At 58.8% G+C, this 21,616-nt stretch carries 14 protein-coding genes; 8 read left to right on the plus strand and 6 right to left on the minus strand.

The window, feature by feature from the left end; genetic code table 11:
• The first annotated feature begins 164 nt into the window (after positions 1-164).
• From VG146_01975 to VG146_01995, 5 genes are all read left to right on the plus strand, one after another.
• The gene (locus VG146_01975; GenBank protein HEV2391111.1) at positions 165-536 is read left to right on the plus strand and encodes a hypothetical protein; all 372 of its coding nucleotides are present in this window, start codon (positions 165-167) and stop codon (positions 534-536) included.
• Between the two features lie 142 nt (positions 537-678).
• Entirely contained in the window at positions 679-1,851 is a 1,173-nt protein-coding gene (locus VG146_01980) for an efflux RND transporter periplasmic adaptor subunit (protein ID HEV2391112.1), read from the plus strand.
• A complete protein-coding gene (locus VG146_01985) occupies positions 1,848-4,976 on the plus strand; it encodes a CusA/CzcA family heavy metal efflux RND transporter (protein ID HEV2391113.1) in 3,129 nt (1,042 codons plus the stop codon). The genes VG146_01980 and VG146_01985 overlap by 4 nt, the downstream gene beginning before the upstream one ends.
• 89 nt (positions 4,977-5,065) lie before the next feature.
• Positions 5,066-6,706: an efflux transporter outer membrane subunit gene (locus VG146_01990; GenBank protein ID HEV2391114.1), complete on the plus strand. Its 1,641-nt coding sequence runs from the start codon at positions 5,066-5,068 to the stop codon at positions 6,704-6,706.
• A 393-nt stretch (positions 6,707-7,099) separates the two neighbouring features.
• Complete coding sequence (locus tag VG146_01995; protein HEV2391115.1) at positions 7,100-8,098, plus strand: delta-60 repeat domain-containing protein; 999 nt, start codon at positions 7,100-7,102, stop codon at positions 8,096-8,098.
• A 320-nt stretch (positions 8,099-8,418) separates the two neighbouring features.
• Here the strand turns inward: VG146_01995 and VG146_02000 are convergent, their stop codons facing one another.
• Both VG146_02000 and VG146_02005 read right to left on the minus strand, forming a co-directional pair.
• The gene (locus tag VG146_02000) at positions 8,419-10,506 is read right to left on the minus strand and encodes a BamA/TamA family outer membrane protein (GenBank protein HEV2391116.1); all 2,088 of its coding nucleotides are present in this window, start codon (positions 10,504-10,506) and stop codon (positions 8,419-8,421) included.
• Positions 10,507-10,619: 113 nt separating this feature from the next.
• Positions 10,620-14,432 carry a translocation/assembly module TamB domain-containing protein gene (locus tag VG146_02005; GenBank protein ID HEV2391117.1) on the minus strand — a complete coding sequence of 1,271 codons (3,813 nt, stop codon included), beginning with the start codon at positions 14,430-14,432 and terminating at the stop codon, positions 10,620-10,622.
• 120 nt (positions 14,433-14,552) lie between these two features.
• Between VG146_02005 and VG146_02010 the strand changes: the two genes are divergently transcribed.
• Positions 14,553-15,122: a YdcF family protein gene (locus VG146_02010; protein ID HEV2391118.1), complete on the plus strand. Its 570-nt coding sequence runs from the start codon at positions 14,553-14,555 to the stop codon at positions 15,120-15,122.
• Position 15,123: 1 nt separating this feature from the next.
• Complete coding sequence (locus VG146_02015) at positions 15,124-16,680, plus strand: exosortase/archaeosortase family protein (protein HEV2391119.1); 1,557 nt, start codon at positions 15,124-15,126, stop codon at positions 16,678-16,680.
• 40 nt (positions 16,681-16,720) lie between these two features.
• Here the strand turns inward: VG146_02015 and VG146_02020 are convergent, their stop codons facing one another.
• Positions 16,721-17,509: a glycosyltransferase family 2 protein gene (locus VG146_02020; GenBank protein HEV2391120.1), complete on the minus strand. Its 789-nt coding sequence runs from the start codon at positions 17,507-17,509 to the stop codon at positions 16,721-16,723.
• 124 nt (positions 17,510-17,633) lie between these two features.
• Here VG146_02020 and VG146_02025 point away from each other — a divergent pair, with 124 nt between their 5' ends.
• A complete protein-coding gene (locus VG146_02025; protein HEV2391121.1) occupies positions 17,634-19,199 on the plus strand; it encodes an IMP dehydrogenase in 1,566 nt (521 codons plus the stop codon).
• A gap of 16 nt (positions 19,200-19,215) precedes the next feature.
• Here VG146_02025 and VG146_02030 read toward each other — a convergent pair whose 3' ends face one another.
• The 3 genes from VG146_02030 to VG146_02040 are packed head-to-tail and all read right to left on the minus strand — an operon-like array spanning position 19,216 to position 21,613.
• Positions 19,216-20,067 carry a hypothetical protein gene (locus VG146_02030; GenBank protein ID HEV2391122.1) on the minus strand — a complete coding sequence of 284 codons (852 nt, stop codon included), beginning with the start codon at positions 20,065-20,067 and terminating at the stop codon, positions 19,216-19,218.
• Entirely contained in the window at positions 20,067-20,846 is a 780-nt protein-coding gene (locus VG146_02035) for an ABC transporter permease subunit (GenBank protein HEV2391123.1), read from the minus strand. The genes VG146_02030 and VG146_02035 overlap by 1 nt, the downstream gene beginning before the upstream one ends.
• Positions 20,843-21,613, minus strand: coding sequence for an ABC transporter ATP-binding protein (locus VG146_02040; protein HEV2391124.1), 771 nt, complete (start codon positions 21,611-21,613; stop codon positions 20,843-20,845). Before VG146_02040 ends, VG146_02035 begins: the two co-directional genes overlap by 4 nt.
• Positions 21,614-21,616 lie beyond the last annotated feature (3 nt).

Raw genomic sequence — 21,616 nt, forward strand, 5'->3', positions numbered from 1 at the left:
AAGACCCAATCCGGCCTACGGCCTACTTGGTACTGCCCCATTCAGTAGCGCTCCTGATCCCTACCCATGGAATCAGAACATCGTTTGATCCTGCTCCCCCTCGCCGCGCCCGCAGCACCAGTTCGCTAAGGATCCGGGCGGAAGGGTGATCAGGTTGATCAGACTTGCGCGGCATCCTCGTGTGTGCTTTTCTATTGCCCAGCGTGTTACGCTTAAAACTCAACTGGTTCAATATCACCGCCCGCCTCCTTGGCGGTGTTTTAGCCGGAGGCCTTTTGGTCTTAGAGTTACTTGCGGCGGACGGCGCCTTCCACAAAGCCCTGCATCAGGGCGGGAAATCGAACTGCATCATTTGCCTTTTCGTCAAAGGGCAAGTGCATTCGCCTCAATCGGCGCCGATCCTTCCGGGCTGCGTCTGGCGCTCGTCTGATCTCAGCCCGCGCGTGGAGCCCATTGTCCTGGTGAGCTTCACGTACCTTGCTTCTTTCAGCCGCGCGCCGCCGGCTCTCGCATTCCTTCTGTCGGTCGTGGCCTAAAGGCAAGTTGTAAGACTCCACGGCTCGGCCCTTGGCCTTCGGCCCTTCTCCTGGTTTTCAGCCCATTGGAGTCCAAAGTCTTTTGCGGACGAACCGAATTGCCCGCACGGAATCACGACAAGAGTACTAGAGTCCTTGAACCATGAAAGCGTGCCCTCAGAAATCAACTGCATGGTTGCGGTCCGACACGACAATCAAAGCTTTGCTCTTTGCAGCGAGCCTGGTTACAGCAACTTCCTCCTCCCACGCCGCAGAGGCGGTTCCGACACCTGGGGCTGTGGTCAGCAACCTTGTCCTGACTGCGGCGCAGCGACAAAAAATCCACACGGAAACAATCAAATCGTCCACCTTCCGCCGGACGATCGAAACGAGCGGCACGGTCAGCTTTGACGCCGACCAGGCAACTACTGTTTTGGCTCCGGTCTCGGGTCCGGCGTTGCGGCTTGTGGCCTCGCTAGGGGCGAAAGTTCAGGCCGGGGATGTGCTGGCGACGGTCGCCTCGCCGGACTACGCCACAGCTGTCAGCGCTTATCGTAAGGCGGTGACAACGGCGAAAAATGCCCGCCGCATTGCTGACCTGGCCGAACAACTTTCGCACAACAATCTTTCCCGAAAGGAGGTCGAGCAGGCCCAGACGGACGCGGCCAATGCCGAAGCCGACCGTCAGGCCGCGCTGGCACAGCTTCGCGCTCTTGGGGTGGAGACCGCGACCATCCAGGCCATCCAGGAGAACCGGTCACTGCCGGATGGGCTGGGGATTATCCGCTCACCGCTGGCAGGAACGGTCGTCGAGAAACTGATCACGCCCGGCCAACTCTTGCAAGCCGGCACAACCCCGTGTTTCACCGTCGCGGACCTGTCCCAGGTTTGGGTCATGGCGAACATTTTCGAATCTGATATTGCCTCCATCGCGGAAGGTGACCGGGCCGAAGTGCTCTGCAGCGCCTCGGCGACCAACCTTCCGGGCACAGTGGATTACATCTCGGCCATTATCGACCCGAGCACACGCGCCATTGGGGTGCGGGTCATTGCAAATAATCCTAACGACGTTCTTAAAAAGCAGATGTATGTGCGCGTCTTAATCCATTCGAGTCGAGACCAAACGGGCTTGTTGGCGCCGGTCTCGGCGGTGTTGCGCGATGACGAGGACCTGCCGTTCGTCTATCTGGCCAATCCCGACGGCAGTTTCTCGCGGCGGCGTATTACTCTGGGCAGCCGCGTCGGCGACCAGTATGAAGCGACGGGCGGCCTCAAGGCAGGCGACCAGGTTGTTATCGAGGGCGGCTTGTTTCTGCAATTCCTGCAAAGCCAGTGAGCGCCTCTGAATTTCCATTGCCGGAAGGACAGCGGCGTTCAAGTTCGATTATCAATCGGGTTGTCGCTTCGTCGCTGCGGCAACGTTTCCTGGTGGTCCTGGCGACGCTCCTGCTCATCCTGACCGGAACCTGGTCGCTCAATCGGCTGCCGGTCGAGGCCTACCCGGACCTTTCGCCGCCCATGGTCGAGATCATCACCCAATGGCCGGGGCGCGCCGCCGAGGAAGTCGAACGGCTAATTACCGTGCCAATCGAAGTCGAAATGAACGGCACCCCGAACATGACTGTCCTTCGCTCGATCTCACTCTATGGTCTGTCCGACGTTATCCTGACTTTTCGCAACGGCACGGATAACTACTTCGCGCGCCAGCAGGTCTTCGAACGCATCCCGGACCTGACGCTGCCTGCGGGTGTAACGCCCTCGGTAGCGCCGCTGTTTTCGCCTTCAGGCTTGATTTATCGTTACGTGCTTCAGAGTCCTGACCGATCGCCTCTCGAGTTGAAGACCATTGAAGATTGGATAGTCGAGCGCCAATACAAATCGGTCTCCGGGGTGGCGGACGATTCGGGCCTTGGCGGCGAGACGATGCAGTATCAGGTGCTCCTGGACCCGGTGAAGGTCGCCGGCGCCGGGCTGTCTGTATCGCAAATCGTCACTGCCCTTGGCGCCAACAATGACAACGCCGGCGGCGGGTTCTATTCGGAGGGGGGACAGTTCTATTACGTGCGCGGCTTGGGCCGGTTGCACACGCCGGAGGACATCGGCAAGGTCGTCCTGGCGGTCCATAATGGAATTCCTGTTCTGGTAAAAGACGTGGGCCAGGTCGTGATCGGCCACGCGCCGCGCCTGGGCCAGTTTGGATACCAGGACCAGGACGACGCCGTGGAAGGGGTCATTCTGATGCGCACCGGCGAGAAGACCCAGGAGGTGCTCGAGCGCGTTGAGGCCAAAACCCGGGACCTCAATCAGAACGTCCTGCCCAAGGACGTCAAAATTCACACCTTTTACAACCGAAGCGACCTGATTTCGCTGACGACCGAGACGGTCGAGCGCAATCTCCTGCGGGGCATGGTCCTGGTTGTCATCGTGCTGGTCTTCTTTCTTTATGATTTTCGCGCCGGCTTGATTGTCGCGACCACCATCCCGCTGGCATTGTTATTCGCCTTCATCTGCCTCGATTTGCGCAACGTCTCGGCCAACCTCCTCTCCATCGGCGCAGTCGATTTCGGCATCCTGGTGGACGGGGCGGTCGTGATGGTGGAGAACATCTTCCGCCAGCTCGCCGCGCGCCAAGGCCAGACCTTCACGATTATGGAGGTCATCGCCGATGCCGCGGCTGAGGTGGACCGCCCGATCTTCTACGCCGTGGCGGTGATTGCCGCAGGCTTCCTGCCGATTTACGTTTTGTCCGGACCCTCAGGCAAACTCTTTACGCCGATGGCCGACACGATGATCTTCGCGCTGATCGGCTCGCTCATCGTCACGCTGACCCTGCTGCCGGTGGTCTGTTCCTGGGCCTTCCGCAAAGGCGTTCGTGAGCGGCGCAACGCCGCCTTCGAGGCGGTCCGGTCGGCTTACACCAAGGGCCTCGATTTCTGCCTCGCACATCCCTGGGGAGTCACACTGGCGTCGGCGCTGGTGCTGGCCGGCTCGCTGTTGCTGCTGCCCGCCATTGGCGCCGAGTTCATGCCGCATCTGGACGAAGGCGCGCTCTGGATTCGCGCCACCATGCCCTACACCATCTCCTTCGAGGAATCACGCAAGATAGCGCCCCAGGTCCGCCAAATCCTGCGCTCGTACCCTGAAGTTACCGTGGTCGCCTCAGAGCATGGCCGCCCCGATGACGGCACCGACCCAACCGGCTTTTTCAACGTGGAGTTCTTCGTCGGCCTCAAGCCCTATCGTGAATGGAAAGGAAAGTATCGCACGAAAGCAGAATTAATTGAAGCCATCAACGACAAGCTCATCGCCTTTCCCGGCATCATCTTTAATTACACCCAGCCGGCTGAAGACGCGGTCGATGAGGCTGAGACCGGCCTGAAGAGCGCGTTGGCGGTGAAAGTATTCGGCACGGACCTCAATACGCTCGAGAGCAAAGGCAAGGCCATCAAACATGTGTTGGAAGGGGTTCGCGGGATCAAGGAGATCACCCTGGTCCAGGAACTCGGCCAGCCCAGCCTCACGGTGAACACGGATCGCGCCAGGATCGCCCGCTATGGGCTCAACGTGGCGGACATCAACGGGCTGATCGAGGCGGCCATTGGCGGTTCCGCCGCTACCCAAGTGGTGCAAGGCGAAAAGCAATTCGACCTGGTCGTGCGGCTGGAGCCGCAATTCCGCAGTAACCTCGACGAGATCGGCAACATCCTGGTCTCGACGCCAGACGGCTCGCAAATCCCATTGAAGGAATTTGCCGATATCCGCGTGCAGAACGGCGCTTCCTTCATCTACCGCGAGGACAACTCGCGCTATATCGGTGTGCAATTCTCCGTCGAAGGACGCGACCTGGCGGGCGCGGTGGACGATGCCCGGCGCCAGGTCCAGGCCCAAGTCCCGCTGCCGCAGGGTTACCGGTTGGACTGGGGCGGCGAGTACAAAGATTACACCGCCTCGAGGCGCCAGCTCAACGTGGTGCTGCCCCTGACCTTGTTTGTGATCTTCCTGCTGCTGTTCGCGCTCTACCGCAACTTTAAGTTCCCGCTCATCACAGTTTTGGGGGTGTTGCTGTCGGCGCCGGTGGGCGGCATCGTGGCGCTGTGGTTGACGCATACGCCCTTCTCGGTTTCCTCTGGAATTGGGTTTCTGGCCCTGTTCGGCGTCTCAGTCCAAACGGCTGTGGTCTATATCTCTTACGTGAACGAACTGCGCGGCAGCGGCATGGAATTCCGTCGAGCGATTCGCGATGGAGCGATCCTGCGGCTGCGGCCAATCATGATGACGGCGCTGGTAGCCGCTTTAGGGCTTCTTCCGGCAGCCATTGCCACCGGGGTCGGCACCGATTCCCAGAGGCCGTTCGCGCTGGTCATTGTTAGCGGCCTCTTTACGCGGCTTCTGATCAGTATTTTTCTGATGCCCGCTCTGTATGTCATCGTCGCCCGACCGTTGGACCGGCTGGAGGTATGAGCCAAACTTTAACAACAGGAACTGAATCGATGTGCTTTAACCCTCTTGGGAGCGCCCCAGGCCCGGGCCTGTCATTACGCTCTTCTTGCATGCTGCCTTGGCCAGAGGCCAAGGGCCTCCCCTATACCAGCCCCGGGCAACGCCCTGGGAAAGGCAAACCAGACTCCGGTTTGCAGGCCAACGGCCTGCCTCATAGGGAGAGCCATAAGGCCGGCCATTGTCCTGCAACCACTCACGCCTCGGCCTGCTCCCAGGGAGTGTCACCCGGGAAAATTTCTGCATGGGTCCCGCTTCTAGTCTTATTCCTGGCCGGCTGTGCGGTCGGCCCCAATTTCAAAAGGCCGGCGGCTCCCCAAGTCAGCGGTTACGCCCCGGGTCCGCTTGGCTCGACCACCGGCACGACCAATATGCCTGGCGGAGCACCGCAACACTTCCTGAGCGGCAGTGATATTCCCGCAGAATGGTGGAGATTGTTTCATTCCAAACCGCTCGATGAGTTGATTGAACTCTCGCTCAGCAACAACCCCACCATCAAAGCGGCCCAAGCTGCTCTCACCATGGCGAAAGAAACTGTCCTGGCTCAGCGAGGCGCCTACTGGCCCAGCATCACGGGAAGCTTCTCGGCGGCCCGCCAGAAGACCTCCCAATTGATTTCACCGACACCCAACTCAGGGGCGCTGTACTTTAGCTTATATACTCCTCAAGTCAGCGTCTCCTACGTGCCGGATGTCTTTGGCCTGAACCGCCGGACGATGGAATCCCTGAAGGCCCAAGAAGGGCAGGCGCGCTTTGCGCTCATGGCGACCCATATCACCCTGAGCGCGAACGTAGCGGCTGCCGCCATTCAGGAAGCCGCCTTGCGCGGACAAATCGACGCCACCCGCCAACTGGTGGACATCAACTCGAACATGCTCCAAAAACTTCAGGACCAGTACGCTAAAGGTTACGCGGCCCGGCTGGACGTTGTCGCTCAAGAGGCGCAACTGGCCCAGGTCGCGGCCACCCTGCCGCCTTTGCTCAAGCTATTGGCCCAGCAACGCGATCTCCTCTCCGCTCTTGCTGGCCGGTTCCCCAGCCAAAGCCCTGCCGCGCGCTTCGAGCTTGCCGACCTGCATCTGCCACAGGACTTGCCTCTGAGCCTTCCCTCGCAACTGGTCACCCAACGCCCGGACGTGCGCCAGGCCGAGGAAAGCCTTCACGCCGCCAGCGCCGAGGTTGGGATTGCCATCGCTAATCGCCTGCCCAATATCACCCTCTCGGCCGATGCCGGCACCATGGCCTTGGAGGCGGGTCAGATTTTTTCAAGTCCGGAAGGTTTCTGGACTTTGGCGGGAGGTTTGACCCAGCCCATTTTCCAAGGCGGGGCTTTGCTGCACAAACAAAGGGCCGCCAAGGCAGCCTATACACAGGCCGCCGAGCAATACCGGGCGACGGTCCTGACCGCCTTTCAGAATGTGGCCGACACATTGCACGCGCTCCTGCAGGATGCCAACAGCCTGCGCGCAGCGGCCGCCTCGCGAGATGCTGCCAAGGCCAGCTTGGATTTGGCTCGGAATCAATTTGAGGCCGGCTACTCCGGCTATCTCCCCTTTTTAACGGCGGAACAGGCCTATCAACAAGCCTCCATCCTCCTGGTGCAGGCCCAGGCCAGCCGCTACGCCGACACCGCGGCTCTCTTTCAAGCCCTCGGCGGCGGTTGGTGGAACCGCGCGGACCTCAGCAAAAACTAAGCGATGCAGTTTGGGACAAAATGAGCGAAGTGCAAAATGAGCAGTTCTGCTCCCTGTCACGGAACGAACATGCAAGGCCGAGGCGGGCGAGAAGCGCTTGAAACGGCTTGACCTTCGCTGGCCGCGGACCACCGGGCTAAAGCTCTGGTGTTAATGAGAGTCGAGTCGTGCGCGTGCGTGAAATACTTCGGGTTAACCAAATGACAAGACATGACCAGTCGGAAGCATTCCTGGCGAAGGTTAAGGTCGATTTGGAGCGAATTGGAGGTCTTCACCAACTTTCAAAGCGCATATTTCAACTGGCCACAGCGTCTCTTTATTACACGATGGCCCTTCTGCCCGATGGCAAGATTCTGGGCGGGGTAAATCGATTCAATCCAGACGGAACCCTGAATGAAACCTTTGCTGGCTGCGCTTATACGCAAGCGAGCGGCTTGGCGGCTAAATCCCGATGGGACTTTAGACACGACATTTAATCCCAGCACCCACGGCTTCACGTATTGCATGGTGGTCCAGCCAGATGGCGCCATTCTCGTCGGCGGCGATGCCATCGGGTCGGACATTGCCCAGGGCAGCGCGCTGGTCCGATTTCATCCCGACGGCTCCCTGGACGAAGGTTTTAAGGCGGCGATTCCTTATCCTGGCCTCGTTTTTTCGATAGCGTTGCAGGCGAACGGAAAAATGATCATTGGCGGCCATCTAACGGACGTCAGCGGTGTAAGCCGGACCAACCTGGCCCGCCTGGACCCTGATGGCTCCCTGGACCCAACCTTTAATCCTGGCGTGGGAAGCGATTCCTGGGAAGTGGACTCGCTGGCCTTGCAAGCGGACGGGAATGTCGTTGTTACAGGTCCGTTCACTACCTTGGCCGGGCAGAAGTCCTTTGATTCCGGACGGCTGCTCAATAACGAACCCGCCGTTCAATACCTGACCTTCGACGGTTCTACCGTCTCCTGGACCCGCGGCGGCTCCGCGCCGGAGGTCTGGCGGGCAACCTTCGAGTATTCGCCGGATGGCATCTCCTGGACTAACCTGGGAGAGGCCACCAGGGAGCCCGGCGGCTGGGAAATGACTGGGCTGTCATTGCCCGCCACCGGCAGAATCCGGGCGCGCGGTTACACAACCGGGGGATATGGTAATGGCTCCAGCTGGTTCGTGGAAAGCCTCTGGCCCCCGGCGCTCGTTATCTCGAATGCCCGGGTCTCGACCTCAGGCCAGGTGCAGCTCGAGGCCAGTGGCCCGAGTGGCCAAACCGTTGTGCTTGAGAGTTCGCCGGACCTCAAGACGTGGATACCTGTGGGCACCAACACCCTCCTCAGTGGAGCAACCCCGCTCATCGATCCACAGCCCGCCCAGTCTCTCATGCGTTTCTACCGGCTGCATCTGAAGTGAAGGAAGAAAGAGCGACTTGCTCCTTGGTGCCGCCCTCTCGATCCGCGGTTTGCCTGGTGGGAGCCTATTGCGTTATGCGCAATGTGGCTGGCCATCCGGCTGCTCAGGCGCATAATTGAGAATTGGTTTTATCCTGATGATTTTTAGCCTTCCACAAGTAGAGATCTCGATCCTGTAGAATTAGCTTTGCCAGATCTGGCCAGAAACGACCTTCGAGTCGCGGCGGGCGCGCCAATCCTTACCATGTAAAATCAGGTGCTTTGGAACGCAAGGCTGCTCAAGCTGCTCAAGCTGCAGGCCAATTAAAATACACTCTTTTCTCAGAATGGGAATCCCAGGGAAAACAACACCGTCCCGGAAGGATCGCCTGGCCTTGGATTGAGGTTATATCCGTATTCAAGCCGGACCGGTCCAATCAAACTTCTCCAACTCAGACCGAGGCCGACCGAGAACAACGCGGTATCAAAGGGATAATGGTCGATGTGTTCGGCGAATCCGAGATTGTCTGAGAACAGCACCACCGACCATTTTGCCGTCAGGGCTTGCTCCAGTTCGATCGACCCCAGCAGGTAGCACTCCGCGCCCAGGATTTGGCCCAAAGCGTTGCGCGGCGAGGCCTCGCCCTCCTGGTAACCTCGAATGGAATTGTCCCCTCCGGGAAAAAAACGCGAATTAAAAGGAAGATTGTTGGCTGCACTGCCAAAGCTCACATCAACGCCATGGCTCAGCCCGATGCTCAGGTAACGGCCACCGCCCAGTGCATGATACCACGACGGCTCGAGGATGATGCGCTGGTAATTGGCGTCTCCACCCAAATAGGAAGTGCCGGTTTCGAATGTCAGGAACACCTTATACCCCTTGCGCGGATAGAGCGGGTTATCGCGGCGGTCGAATTTTACCTGGGCAATGATCGAGCCAACCGCCGGGTTGGTCAGGCCCTCGCTTGAAACGCCCTGAAAGGTAGTGAAATCCTGCGCGCTGAGGATTTGATAATTATAGCGAAGGCTGACATCGGTCGCCTCCTGCTGAAAGTACTTATGCAACCCTACCCCCCCGCCATACTCGAGGCGCAGAAACGAGATTTCCTGGCGCCTCAATCCATTGCCGTTCGCAAATAAGTCGATGTCTTTGCCCACCAGTTCCGGCACTGTATAATTCAAATTGCCGCTGGATGACTTGAACGACTGAATGATCGTGAGGTCTGCGTGATGCGCCGCGCCCCAGAGATTATTGGCCTCGATCTCGACTCCGCCGCGCAACAGTTCGTAACTGCCCCAACCGAAGAGCAGGCTCACGTTGAGTGTTTTAACCTCCGTCACCTGGTAGAGCACATCGCGCGTCTGGTCGTTGACCGGCAGATACTCGAGGTTCACGCTGTTGAAAACTCCCAGCCGCGCCAGGCGATAGCGGGCCTGCTCCACTACAATCGGGTCCAGCAGTTCCCCTCGATGAATCCGAACGCTCCGCGACAACAACCCCGGGCGAGTCCGCTTTTGTCCCTCGAACTCGACGGCCCCAATCCCGACTTGATAGCCGCTCTGCACCCGGGCCTCGAGGTCCACCCAGACGTAATTGGTTCGCCTCTCGTTGCGCAAGGTCGTTACCTCAACCGATGTGTCGGGATACCCGCGATGATACTGGTTGGTCTTGATGCTGAGCGTGAAATCCTGCTGCCATAACCTCGAGTCGGGCGCATTCGGGAAAAACGTCTTGCTCTCCTCCGGGTGTGGCGACCCTTGATAAAAAAAGTCTTCATGCACCGAGTGGACGAGAAACTTGGGCCCTTCCTCGATACGGATGACAACGCTGACCGCGCCGGTTTTGTCGTCCTGGCGCAAGCCTGCAGGTTCGAGCTTCGCATGGGTGTAGCCCTGCTCGTCCAGGATGTCGCTCAGGCTCGATAGCCCCTGGCGCAGCCGCTCGGGCGTATAGATGCGGCCCCGTTTAATATTCAACAGCGTTTGGGTCTCCATGAAATAGGAGCGCGCCTTTTTCTCAGGCGCCGATTGCAACCCCTCAAATACCAGGCTCTTGAAGTAATAGAGAAGCCCTTTGTGAATATAGAAATGCACACTCTTGATGGGCAGCGGCCGCGGCAAAGGATTCTCCAGCAGCGCCGCGGCATCCGTGTCGATTTGGGCGCCTTGGGACAGGCGTATGCGAATCAGAATCGAGGGCCGCAGATACCCGTCGCGCTTAATCTTCGAGGTGAGAATCAGCGCCGAGTCCTCTACAAAACTGGGTCCAAAAAGTTCAGGCTTTTTGCCGCTCAATTCCAGCGTGCGCAAGATGCGCTTGAGTTCTCGATTTCCCAAAAAGCCGTAACCCGTAATGCTCAATTGCGCTGGTTTTGGTTTGGGCGCGCTGGAAACCACCGCGGCTCGGCCAAACCCCGTTGGAATCGACAAAACCCAGCAACAGCAAAGCGCGCCCAGCCTGTTCCAAAAACGCGCCGCAATAGTTCCCGCCACCCGGCCCGCCCCAAGGCCGCGCCGAGACAAATGAAGGAGAGGAGGTCGTCCTACTTTGAATAAATGCGCCATTTGAACCCGGCATCAAAATCGCCAAAGCGGTCGTATTCCCCTTCCAAAGACCAACGGTCGGTCAGTTTGTATTCGATATGATACGTCGGACGGCCCTGGTCGCTAATCTCCTCCCCGGAGCGGATGGTTAACCGCTGCTGGGCCTCGTCGCCAAAACCGAGCTTAGACAGCATCCCGCGCCCGAGGAACACGCCCATGGTTTGGGCGCGCTGCTGGGGCGTCAAGCTGAAAGTCCCTTGCGGCAATTGCCCGGCGGTTACCATCAATAGAATCTGCTCCGAACTGAGCGGGGGCGTCGAGTTGAATTGAATGATCGGCGAATCCGCCGGCCCGGTGACCTCCATCCGGATGTCGTAGCCGAACTGCTTCGAGGCCGCTGTAATAGCAAGTTCTGGCCGATACGGGTCGGCGCTGGTCAGATTTACCAACCCTTGCTGGACCTGCAGGCTGCCAAAAGGAAAAGTCACCGCGCCAGAATCAATGCGCAAATCGCCAAGGGCAATGGGGTCTTCCAAGGTGCCACTCACCTTGAGATTGGCCGACACTTCCCCGTTGAAGAGCGTTGTGCGGACTTTGAGGAAGCGCTCCCCTTGTACCTCCACATTCAACCGCCAATCCGCCAGCAAGGGATCGGCCACGCTGAAATACGGTGGCCGCTTCTGGGGCGTGGCCACTTTGCCCGGAATCAGGTCCGCCAAATCACTTAAAAAATAACTGTCCCGCAAGGTGGCGATGCCCGAAACCAGCGGGGGAGCGCCGTTTGTTTTGACAACTCCCAGCAGCAGGTCGCTTCGGATTATCGACGAGGGGCTCCGCGACAGCGGGACATCGCTCCCACTGAGTGAGAACTCGAATGGTGGCAGAGTTCCGTCTAGCCAATCCGTCCCGCGCAAGTCAGCCTGGCCGGTGAGATTAAGCCTGGCGCTGCTGACCTGGGCTGTGGCCTGCTCCAACTTCAGCATGCGATTGTTCAGCCGCATTTTGACATTAATATCACGCACGGGACCAATGCTGCCCAGCGGGCGTGTGCGCGCCTGGATAATTTCCAACTGTCCCTCGAATTTTCCGCCCGCCAGCAGCGAGATATCCAGATCGAGTTCACCCTGAGGCGCCAGCAACTCGGGAAACAGTGGTTCAAAAGCCCCCAGCTCCGCCTCATGCATGAGCAGCCGCCCGCTGGCCTTTTGCCATGATGGCAGCTTTTTCTGCTTGAGCCCGGCCCAAAATCCCCGGCCCAGCGGCAGTTCTCCCGTGCAGCTCAACAGTTGGCCCTGGACCCGGACGCTCCCCTGAGTCAGACGCGCCTGCTCGCGGTCCAATTGAACCTTCACATCGAGGTCCTCCAACGCGGGCAGCGCGGCGCGCGCGCCCCGAAACTGCACTTGCGCCGCGCGTAAATTGATGTGTCCTTGAGGAGAAGCCCAAGTGCCCGACACATTCACATCGAGGTTCGGTTTTCTGAGCGTTGTCCCGGTCCACTCAGCCAGAGTGCGCCAAAAAAAGGCGCTCGGCTCGGTGCTGGCACTCAGTTGCAGAGGCCGGGCCATATCGATCTGCACGATGTTACTCGCGGACGCCGGGTTCAGCGTTATGGGAATCAATCCACGCACCACGGCCACAACCGACGTCTGGGAATTGATCGCAAAGTTGGTGATCAGTATCCCGGATGCATCCCCAGCCGCTTTCAAATCGAGGCTCAGTGGCAGAGAGCCAGAGGCCACCTCGCTGCTTCGAGAAGAAACTAGCTTTCCTGCTTCCACTGATTTGGAGGGCTTTCGAGCCGGGGGGTTTGTTAAATCCGCCTGGCTCAGCAGCCAGCCGGGCGGTTCGCTCACAACCGCCTTGGCCGCCAAATCGAGCCCAAAGGCAACCGGCCCGTTGGTCCAACTCGACCTCGCTTGCAGTTTCTCTATTTCAACATCCGGCAATTGGTTGGTGAGAAATGAGCCTAGCAGACCGCTATGGATGCCGGCTAATCTGAGCTGAAGGGTCCCCCGCCTTGGCCACTCGAATGTTGCCTGGCCTTGCGCATCTCCCCCCGGACCTCTGAACGCAAGAGGACTCGTGGCAACCTGCATGAGATTGCTCCCTTTTGAATAGCCCACGAAAACATGACACGGCTGCGTCAAGCGCAACAGGGGTTGCTGGTTGGTGAATAGATCAAGCGACGCCAGGTCGATCTCCAACCCGTCCCCGGACCCTCTTGCCGAACCCGTCAGGCGAAGAGTCGAGTGGCCGGCCATGGCCTCTGCATTGATTTGCGAAATCGTTTCCTCCTCCCCTTTCCACCGCAGACGCACTTCCAGCGGGCGCAGACCGGGACGTGAAACCCCCGCAGCGTTCACTTCACCCCCATGTTGCAGATGCTCCAACGGACCATTCAAGCTCCCTGAGACCGCAAGCTCCCGATACGAGTAACCACGCGGCAACCAGCGCCCTGGCAATGGCCCGCGAAATTCAAACGAACCCGCTGCGACTTCTTTCTTCTGCAACTCGATTCTGCCATGAGCCGTGATCTCTGAACCATCGGTAAATCGCCCCGCGGCTCGGGTCACCTCCAGCCAAGGCCAAACCACTGACCCTTGAACCCTTGCCTCCTGCGCTCGCACCGATGCAGTCCCAATTTCCGTCCCTGCCAAATCGAATCGCGCCACCGGGAGTTTGCCCGGGCCAGGAAAAAAATCCGCTTTCCCTTCCAGCCGGCCCGTTACCGGCACGAACGGCTGCTGCCCCAGGTCCGCCGACACCATCAAGGTCGTCGGCGCCCGCAGAAGCCGGCCCTGTCGATAAATTGTCGCCGGCTGTCCTAATCTCGCCGTCAACCATGGCGAGGAAATATCCGCCGTTTGGACCGCAACGGCGTTAGTGTCACCGCTGGCCCGCAACTCCAGTTTGAACGGAGGGACATTCGTTTGGGCTTCGCCTGGCCGGCCATTGGCGTTCAGGTCAAAAGCAAATTCTCCCTTCTGCCATGTCCCGGACAACGACCCCTCAAGTTCCTGGTACGGCATATCCACTGCCTTGCCTGGCAGATGGAAATCAGCCGCGCGCAAGCTGGCGCTTTCCGGCAGGGTTCCGGTCCGGCCAAATTGCGCGGCCAACTGGATATGATTGCTCCACCACAAACCGCTGGCCTGCACACTGAGTCCCAACGAATTAGTTGCCAATGCAATTGACGCGTCGAGCCGAAGCGAAGGGGAATGCACCTGAAGGGCAAAAGGCGTTCCATTGCCGAGGTTGGCATCGAGGGCCAAGCGCTCCCCTCGGCTCGGCAATTCAACCCCCGCTCGTAAAAAACCATTTTGCCATAAAACTGTGGGAATCAGAATGGACCTCGTCTCGACCTGAAGCGCTCCATTAGAAAGGGCTGCTGCCGGAACCGAGCGCCGCAGCCAGGCGAGCAATTCGGAAGCCGTTTGGAATTCCGCGGAAACGGAGGTTTGGCTGGAGGCGGCGCTGGCAAGGGTTTCCAGCCGCCAATCTGCAATGCTCAAAAAGGTTTTTGGATTGGCAGGGCCAATGGCCTTGCGCCATAGCCACGCGCTCGGAACCAAAGCATCGAGGCGGGCGGCATGAAATCTTAGGCCGCTGGTTGTGAGAGAGACATCACGGAGCGAAAACCGGGCGTAACCCTCGCGCTGGTACTGCCCATAATGGACCCCCTGACTCGAAGCCAAGGGCCTCAGCACCCATGGAAACCATAAAGGCAACGCCAGCACCAGCGACAGCAAGCCTGCTGCGCTAAAACCAATGACAAGGAGTACTTTCCTGTAATGCCGGCTCCAAGGCATGCGCCAACATACTCCCAAACCCTTTCTATAGAGAAGAGAGAAGAGATTAAACCGCCGTTCGGTCCCGTTAGTTCCCCCTTTGACTCTGGACCCTCACATCCCTAAAGTCATTACGCTTTTGTGAACCGCAAACGCCTTCTCATCATCGCCGCCCTCGCCGCCGGGTTGCTGACCCTCATTGTCGTCGCTGGAGTGGTCTTTCCCCAACAACTCCTCTGCGTGGACAACGGAAACGTGCAGGCCGACGCCCTGGTCGTCCTGGGCGGCGGTTCGTACGAGCGCCCGCTGCGCGCAGCCCAATTATTCGCCGACCACGCAGCGCCGCGCATTCTGGTGAGCGGGCGCGGGGATTGCGAGACGAACAGACAACTGCTCGAATCGCGCGGAGTGCCGGCCCAAGCTATCCAAATCGAGTGCAATTCGAAAAACACCTTCCAAAACGCCCTGTTCAGCATCCGCTTGCTCCGGGCTGATGGGGCCAGGCGCGTTATCCTGGTCACTTCCTGGTATCACTCAAGGCGCGCCCTGCGGTGCTTCCAACATGACGCCGCCGACATCCAATTCTTTTCACGCCCCGCCTATTTCGGGTACGACCGCTCCGAATGGCGTCGGCAAGGCATGTGGCATTACATCGGACTGGAGTACGTGAAGCTGGCCGGGTATTGGCTTCGCTATGGGGTAAGGCCATGACATGACTTTAATCGTTCTTCTGTTTCTTTGGATTCGGCTGGTCGAGCAATTGCGCTGGGAATGGACCTTCAACCCGCAGTACGGTTACGGCTGGGCTGTGCCCTGCCTGTGCCTGTACCTGGCCTTTAGGCGAATCCGGGCTTCCGACCCACAGTCGCAACCTGCACCTCAGCCCGCCGGCACATGGTTCCTGGCCGTCGCAGCCCTGCTCTACGCCCCCATACGCCTCGTGCAACAGGCCAATCCCGAGTGGCGCCTGGTAAGCTGGACTCTCGCCTTCGAGGTGATCGCCATGACCCTGCTCCTGGCCGGACAATGGCGCGCGCCAGTGAAACGCTTGCTCAAAACCCGCATTCTGTTCCCGTTGCTTTTCTTCCTGCTGGCCGTCCCCTGGCCAACGCTGATGGAAAGCCCGGTTATTCGATGGCTCACCGGCGCGAATGCCGCGGCAACCGTCGAGGTCCTCAACCTGGCCGCCATTCCCGCTATCCAACACGGCAACTTGGTCGAAGTGCGCACTGGCATCGTCGCCATCGACCCGGCCTGCAGCGGCATTCGCTCCTTTCAAGCGGCTCTGATGCTCGCGGTTTTTTTCGGCGAGGTCTATTCCTTAACCGCCTTGCGACGGGTCATCTGTGTAATGGCCGCCTTGGCCTTAACATTCGGATTCAATCTCATCCGGACAACCGTGCTCTGCTGGGTGGCAGCCACGAAGGGCCCAGCCGCCATCGCCGCTTGGCATGACCCAGCCGGTATAGCGATTCTTGCAGCATGCTTTCTTTGCCTGTGGTATCTCGCGTCCGCAAACCGCCCGCGCGCATCCTGTAGAGGCCGGCGCGAGGAGGCTCCTGTCTCAAATGGTTTCCTCAGGAATATAAAAGCCCTGCGCACCTCCTGGCGCCCCATCCCCTTCAAGTTGGCTGCCGCCCTTGCCGGCTGGCTTCTGGTAGTCGAGGTCGGCGCCGAGTGCTGGTATCGCGCCCACGAAAACCCTCGTACAACAGCCCCATTGAGCTGGACGGTCGAATTCCCCAAAGCTCAGCCTGCATTCCAGGAGCTTTTTCTCAATGCGGACGCGCGCCGCGTTTTGCGTTATGACCAAGCCCGCTCCGCAGCGTGGGATGAAGGCGCCAACTTGAAATGGCAGGCGATTTTCCTCCGTTGGAATCCGGGGCGCCTCGCAGCGCACATGGCCAAAAGCCACATCCCCGAAGTCTGCCTGACGGCCGCCGGAGCCCAATTGACCCGCCAAATCGGCCCGCGCCAACTCGATATAGGTGGACTCGCACTGCCCTTCAAGTGCTATGCCTTCACACAAGGCGCCTCGCAGGTCCACGTGCTTTATTGCCTGGCAGAAGATCGACACGGCTCCCTCAATACCAAAGGGGCCACAGGTTACCGGGGCCGGCTCCAGGCAGTCGTTGATGGCCGGCGCAATGGCGGCCAACGCTCACTCGAACTGGCTGTCTGGGGAATCGACGACGATGCCCAAGCCGACCAAGCCCTGCTGGCCCAAGCCCGTAATCTCATTCGGCTGCAGCCGCAACCCTCATCGTAACCGCCTTTGTTGAAAACAACATCGCCGGTTCCCCTCCAGTTTAGAGCCTCGCCGCGCTCATATCTTGAACCGCATTTTCGGCCGGTCTTGGGAAAAGCCTCGCCCCGCCCAGCCCGTTCCTGGCCAACCGAAACCGCAGCCCGGTCCCCAGGCAACCCAAACCGTATTTGATACTCCGCCGCAAATTGATCGATGAGGCTTCCGGAAAATATTTGGTCGGACAACTCACTTCAGCAATCGTGAAGCCGTGCCAGAGGATTTGGGCCAGCATCTGATTATCGAAAACGAAATCATCCGAGTTTTCCGCCAGGCGCAGCGTTTCGAGGATTTGCCTCGAAAACGCGCGATAGCCCGTATGATATTCAGACAGCTTCGCGCCCAGGAGGATATTCTCGGCAAACGTCAGAGCGCGATTCGAGACGTATTTCCATAGAGGCATTCCCCCTCTCAAGGCGTAACCGCCCAGAATGCGGCTGCCCAGGACACAGGGATGGAGGCCATTGCCGATAATCGAGACCATCGCCGGAATGAGCTTGGGGGTGTACTGGTAATCGGGATGAATCATAATAATGATGTCGGCGCCCGCCTCGAGGGCCAGACGGTAGCAAGTCTTTTGGTTGCCGCCATAGCCCATGTTGACCTCATGCACGTGCACCTGCATCCCTTTCAGAGTGCGCGCCACAGCCACTGTGTCGTCACGGCTATGATCATCGACCAGGATAATGCAATCCACCAACTCCTGCTCCATGACTTCTTCATAAGTCTGGCGCAAGGTTTTGGCCGCATTATAGGCCGGCATCACTACCACCACTTTTTTGTCTCGATACATAAACGGGCTGAAACATTAAAAGGCAATCCAACCCGCCGCGCAATGCTGCATAACGCGGGCCAAAACCCCTAGATATGGGCATGTTTTTTCTTGCTCTTGAGGCGGGATTCTGTTTGTAGAATGCATGGCAATAAGCAAAGAGTCCGACGGCCTCGATTCAAAGTTTTACAAACCTGCCGATGCGTTCTTTCCGGCGTATAACAACATCGGGCTGACCTATGACGATGTAACACTCGCCACGATGTATTCGGAGGTGTTGCCTCGGGAAACCCAACTCGACACAAATCTGGCTGAGGGTTTGCATCTCAATATCCCGGTTGTTTCGTCTGACATGGACACGGTAACTGAGTCCCGGATGGCCATTGCGATGGCGCTCAATGGCGGGCTGGGCCTGGTTCATTACAACATGCCTGACCGCGAGCAACTCTCGATGGTCAGCCGCGTCAAAAACCATGTCCACGGCCTCATCCAGGAGCCGATCAAGGCGACACCCGACCAGTCGATTGGCGATATCCTGGATTTAATCGAAAAGAAACATTTTACCTTCAGCACGTTTCCCGTGGTGGATGGACAGGGCAAGCTGGTGGGCCTGTTGCCGGGGCACGTGGTCAAAGCGCGTCATGCCAAACGCAAAGTCATCGAGGCGCTGACACCCCGGGCGCAGGTCCAAACCATTCCGCGCAAGGAGTTGGGCCGTGACCCCATCGCCAAGGCGGATAAATTCTTTACGGACCATCCCGGCATTCACAAGTTGCTGGTGGTGGACGATCAGGACCGGTTGCACGGTTTGTTCACCCTGAGCGACGTCGAGCGCATCTCCCAGGAGCGCAACGCCCAATTCAAACCGGCCCGTGATTCCCAGTTCCGCTTAATTTGCGGCGCCGCCGTGTCCGCCACCCGCAATGCCTTTGGCGAATTGGACCGGGACCGCATCCTGGCGCATGTCGAGGGGCTGGTTGAACGCGGCCTGGATGCCGTGGCTGTTTCGACCGCGCACGGACACAGCAAAGGCGTGGGCGATACCGTGCGGATGTTGCGCGATGCCTTTCCGAAACTGCCGATTATCGCCGGGAATGTGACCAGCGGCGCCGGGGTGGAATTCCTTGCTGAGTGCGGGGCCAATGTGATCAAAGTGGGCCAGGGGCCTGGTTCGATCTGCACCACGCGGATTGTGGCGGGAGTGGGCATCCCGCAATTGACGGCGCTGTATGTTTCTTCGCGGGCGGCCCAACGCAAACGCGTGTCGCTGCTGGCCGATGGGGGCATCACCAAGTCCGGCGACATCGTCAAGGCCCTCGCGCTCGCTAGCGCGGTCATTTGTGGGGGCATCCTGGCGGGCTGCCCGGAAGCCCCGGGCGAGGTAATGGAGTTCAGCGGCAAACTTTACAAACAATATCGGGGCATGGGCAGTCTGGCGGCGATGAAGGTCGGCTCGGCTGCGCGCTATGGCCATGGGCCGGATTTAACACGCAAAGTCGCTCCGGAAGGCGTCGAGGCCTTGAAAGAGGTGACCGGCTCGGTGGACCGCGTCCTGGCCCAGCTCATCGGAGGCATCCAGTCCGGAATGGGTTACCTGGGCGCCGCGAATCTGGACCAACTGCGTGAGAAAGCCCGGTTCATCCGAGTCAGCCCCGCCGGCCAGCGAGAAGCCGCCCCGCATGATGTGGTTGAGTTGAAGACGGGAAACTAAAGCGCGCGAATCCTTATCACTGCCCTGCGGCTGCGGCCCTCTTCTTGAGTTCAGTGATTTGTTGTTCCAGCGCCGCCGGGTCAGGGGAAATTTTGGCGGCCATTCCCAGATATCTGGCTGCTTGCGCGAACCGGCCCGTTTTTTCTTCGAGCCGTCCCAGGTGCACCTCGATCTGCTCGAGGTCTCTTACGTCAGGGTTGCTTTTGCCCATTTCCTGTTCGCCCCAACGGCGCAGGGCCAGCTCCCAGACATTGCGCGCCCGATTGGAGTCATGATCATTCTCGTCGTAGAGGCGTCCGAGTTCGTACAGGATTTCGAAGCTATTGGGATTGTTGCGCAGGCCCTCGCGGAGGAATTGCTCCGCGTCGGAGACTTTGCCCAGGTCGCGCAACCAATACGCGGCCACCGTGTAGGTCTCAACCCGCTGCGGGTCCAGATCGGTAGAGATTCGCAACCAAGGCAATATTTCGCGTTCGTTGCCGCCTTGTAAATGGGTGTGCCTGGTCACCAGGAAATTCCGGCCAAAGCTCTCAATCCAGTCCCGTGGCGGGCCGAGGAAATTCATCCGGCGCTCATGCTTTTCCTCTTCAGGGGACCCTTCTTTGCTGGTCATGTGCTTGCTGTCGATGCGGGCGCGGGCTTGGTCGAAGATCGAAGGATAATAGCCACTGTGAAAATAAACGTCTGCCTCGATAAAGAAATGGTTAGCGAACAAGCGCAGGCTATCGCCCAGGAGCACTTTCAAAACGCTGTCCGAGTCGCTTCGGCTGGTCCAGGAATAGACATGCGGTTGCAGGATGGTCGCCAGGCCGACGCAACCGCTGCCCAGCAGCAGCAGAACCAGGAATCGCGTGGTGGCCGATTTCATTACAAATTCAACGACCGCCGGCGGAACACCAACCAAGCCCCAAAGAGCAGAAAGGTTGTGTAGAGCGCGGCGTACAGGGTGGCCAGGGCGCAGTCGGTCCAGGCAATCAACCCATGATCGTAAATCACGAAATCCCGTAAGTCGTACCATTCCAGGTGGGGCAGGGCGAAATAGATGGCATAGACAATCGTGCGCAACGGTTCGGATTGTTGGAGGGCGACCTGGTTGAGGTGGCGCCCCAGCAGCAGGATGCCCAGGATAACCACAAAGCAAATCGTCGCATTAGAAGAAGGGGCGGTAAATACGACCGAACCCAGAAGCACCAGGGCCACAACAATCCCGAGCATCGCCCATTGCAGCCAAAGGGCCTGAAGGGTTTGCAGCAACGGCCAGTGGTTTTCACGCGAGCCGCTGATAATCGCGAAGAACAGGTAGAAAACCAGCAGACAAAGCCCGGTGGCCAGCCAGCACCCCACGAATTTGCCTACCACGACCTGGGCGCGGGTCACCGGCTTGGCCAGCAGGGGGAAGATTGTCCGATTCTCTCGCTCGGCAGGGATTTGGCGGGCGGTAGTGCCGATGGCAATCACCAGGGCGGAAATCCAGATCAGGAGCAGGCAAATGTCCTTCAGATAGCGGACAATCTTTGGGTCGTGGAAAAAGGTCACTGACCCCATCAATAGAGTTAGCACCGCCGTCAGAACGAACAGGACATAAAAATCCTTCCGGCGATAGAGTTCTTTAATGACAACGCCCGACAGGGCGAGGACGGTGTTCACGCCGTCACCTCCGTTGCGTAGCCAATGATGTTGAGGAAAATCTTTTCGAGGTTCGCGTGGTGTTCTTCGATTAGATCGGCCACGCGTCCTACCACCTTCAATTCGCCTTCATTGATGATCGCGATGCGGTCGCATACGGTCTCGACCTCGCCCAATTCATGCGAGGAAAAGAAGACCGTCTTGCCCTGGTCTTTGAGGCGTTGAATGATTTCGCGCACCTTCATGCGCCCCAGCGGGTCGAGGCCGCTGGTCGGTTCGTCCAGGATGAGCAAGTCCGGGTCGTTGATGAGGGCCTGGGCCAGGCCAACCCGCTGCTGCATGCCTTTGGAGTAGGTTTTGATGGGACGCTTTGCGGCCTGATCCAGTTCGACCAGCTTTAGCAACCAATCGATGCGCCGATCGGTTTCGGCGCGACTGATGTGGAAAATTCGGGCGTAAAATCGCAGCAATTCCTCGGCGCTCAGAAACTTGTAATAATAAGTCATCTCGGGCAGGTAACCGATGCGCCGGCGGGCGATGGGCTGGCGCACATCGACGCCAAACAGGGAGGCCGTCCCGCTGGTGGCGTGCACGAAACCCAGCAGCACGTTCATGGTTGTGGTTTTGCCGGCGCCGTTCGGGCCTAAAAAGCCAAAGACTTCTCCGGCATGAACTTTTAAATTGAGGCCCTTTACGGCCACTTTAGTTCCTTGCCGGCGTGTTTGTCCCTTAAACTCAACGGTTAAATCTTTTGTCTCGAGGATAGTTTCCATTACCTGCGCGCCCATTAG

It is taken from the genome of Verrucomicrobiia bacterium (genome assembly GCA_035946615.1).
Classification (GTDB): Bacteria; Verrucomicrobiota; Verrucomicrobiia; order Limisphaerales; family UBA8199; genus DASYZB01.

Excerpts from the sequence above, each read along its gene's own strand:
- VG146_02015 (HEV2391119.1), top strand. The coding sequence starts at position 15,124 with ATGACTTTAATCGTTCTTCTGTTTCTTTGGATTCGGCTGGTCGAGCAA.
- VG146_01990 (HEV2391114.1), top strand. The coding sequence starts at position 5,066 with ATGCTGCCTTGGCCAGAGGCCAAGGGCCTCCCCTATACCAGCCCCGGG.
- VG146_01980 (HEV2391112.1), top strand. The coding sequence starts at position 679 with ATGAAAGCGTGCCCTCAGAAATCAACTGCATGGTTGCGGTCCGACACG.
- VG146_01995 (HEV2391115.1), top strand. The coding sequence starts at position 7,100 with ATGAAACCTTTGCTGGCTGCGCTTATACGCAAGCGAGCGGCTTGGCGG.
- VG146_02020 (HEV2391120.1), bottom strand. The coding sequence starts at position 17,509 with ATGTATCGAGACAAAAAAGTGGTGGTAGTGATGCCGGCCTATAATGCG.
- VG146_02040 (HEV2391124.1), bottom strand. The coding sequence starts at position 21,613 with ATGGGCGCGCAGGTAATGGAAACTATCCTCGAGACAAAAGATTTAACC.
- VG146_02005 (HEV2391117.1), bottom strand. The coding sequence starts at position 14,432 with ATGCCTTGGAGCCGGCATTACAGGAAAGTACTCCTTGTCATTGGTTTT.
- VG146_02025 (HEV2391121.1), top strand. The coding sequence starts at position 17,634 with ATGGCAATAAGCAAAGAGTCCGACGGCCTCGATTCAAAGTTTTACAAA.
- VG146_02030 (HEV2391122.1), bottom strand. The coding sequence starts at position 20,067 with ATGAAATCGGCCACCACGCGATTCCTGGTTCTGCTGCTGCTGGGCAGC.